The 1739-nt window shown below is 32.7% G+C and carries 2 protein-coding genes and 1 pseudogene; 1 reads left to right on the top strand and 2 read right to left on the bottom strand.

What is annotated here, in order from left to right; translation table 11 throughout:
• Nucleotides 1–59: 59 nt before the first annotated feature.
• Together Wcon_RS10445 and Wcon_RS10440 are read right to left on the bottom strand one after the other, a co-directional pair.
• Entirely contained in the window at nucleotides 60–542 is a 483-nt protein-coding gene (locus Wcon_RS10445) for a hypothetical protein (protein WP_114516948.1), read from the bottom strand.
• Between the two features lie 8 nt (nucleotides 543–550).
• On the bottom strand, nucleotides 551–793 hold the full coding sequence (locus tag Wcon_RS10440) for a hypothetical protein (protein WP_114516947.1): 243 nt from the start codon (nucleotides 791–793) through the stop codon (nucleotides 551–553).
• Between the two features lie 175 nt (nucleotides 794–968).
• Between Wcon_RS10440 and Wcon_RS13630 the strand changes: the two are divergent.
• A pseudogene (locus Wcon_RS13630) lies at nucleotides 969–1716 on the top strand (transposase family protein); the annotation flags it as partial.
• Nucleotides 1717–1739: the final 23 nt, after the last annotated feature.

Here is a 1739-nt window from a genome sequence, read left to right as displayed (position 1 = left end):
CATAAGCCGGTATTTCAAATAAGTTGGTCAAAAACCATATTTCATCTTCTGTTCTATTTTTAATTTTTATTAGTCGTACTTGCTATTGCTCTGCTTCCGCTGTAAAGATTCACTATATTATCTTCCAAAATTTCCGATCCATCTGGTTGTTGTTTTTGCGTAATTTCATTCTCTCTTATAACGCAGTACCTTCTTTTTAAGTATGTTCTTGTGATAAATTTGTATTCCTTTTTGTCAAACTCAGTGAAAGTTGCAACTTTTGCAATCCTTCTATCAAACAATAAAATATCCTCTTTTTTAACTTTAGCTTCATTAATTGCTCTAACCAGCGCTATATCTTCGCTACTTTCTTCTTGCCCTTGACAAAATCTTATACTCGTCGGTAATTGGCCTTTTAATCCAACGCTTACTTTGACTTGACTGTCATTGCTTTTACCACCTATTTTTAACCCATCTTTTATAAGGTACCCTGATAAATTTATAATTGTTGAATCGAATCTATGTAAGTTATGTGACGTTTTTCTGGGCAATAATTTTTCCACTTTGTTTATTAAATCGATATATACACCTTTAAAATAATCAGAACTTTTAACCTTTTCGATAAGCCACTGTATGTAACTGTACTTTTATCATCATTTTTATCTATCACACACCTATTTATTACCATTTCTAGTGCTCTTAAGCTTGTTTTCTGACCCATTAATATTAGCTTCATTAAGCCTTTAAATATTATTTTACCAACTAACTTAGTATTACATTTATCTACCTCTGTTGATTTTCCTAGTCTTTCCAAATCCTCGTCTTTTAGTTAAGTTTAGTATTCTTTCTATTTGATCCATTATTGCCTCCATTTTTCTTTAATAATAGCTCTTTTATCTTCTTCTTATGACACTTTCAACACTTATGGGAGTAGGGGCCCTCCCTCATCTATTGCACAGCTTCAACACTTCCCGTGTTTCTACGGCGCACAATCATCAGCAAAAATAGGAAGAGATTTGGGTATTAGCGGCTAAGCAGGTGGGTAAAAACATACAATATCTGGAACCAAGGAAAAGGAACTTGTGACAAAGAAAAGTTTGATTTAAAGAAAGAGCTGGCAAGAGTAACGAGAGAAAGAGACATTTTAAAAAAAGCCCTGGGATATTTTGCAAACCAAAAAGAGTTTTTATAAAAGAACATGAAAATTGCTATAAAACACGGGAATTATGAAGGTTTTTGAACGTATCTGCTTGTATAGATGGATTACTCAGAAAAAAAACAATAAGAGAAGAGCTCATACAAAGAAAAGCATCACAATGCAGGTACGGAGCTCCTAAACTGAATTAAAGGCTTTAGGTAAAATCAAAACAATGTTATGCAGAAAAATGGCATTCAAGCTAAGCTTAGATGAAGGTTTAAAACCACAAATAGAGTTATAACATATTGAATCAGAATTTCACCACTGATCAACCAAACAAGATATGGGTTTAGGTACATAAAAACCAATGAAGGATGGTTGGCAATAATAGATTTAGTTGATAGGCATAGATATGGCTATTGATAGGCGCAAATCTGCTTATAGCGATCAAGGATCACAATACACCTCTAAAAATTAGAGATTTTTACTGAGTACAAAAAATATTATTTCTAGACAAAGGTTATTGTTATGATAATGCTGTTTCAGAGAGCTTTTTTAGTTCACTCATACTCATTGATACTTCACAACACTCTGCACAACACCGCAATATTTGAATATATAG

It is taken from the genome of Wolbachia endosymbiont of Cylisticus convexus, from assembly GCF_003344345.1.
The sequence above is the reverse complement of the archived record's forward strand: the minus strand, read 5'-3'. Positions and strand labels throughout refer to the sequence as shown.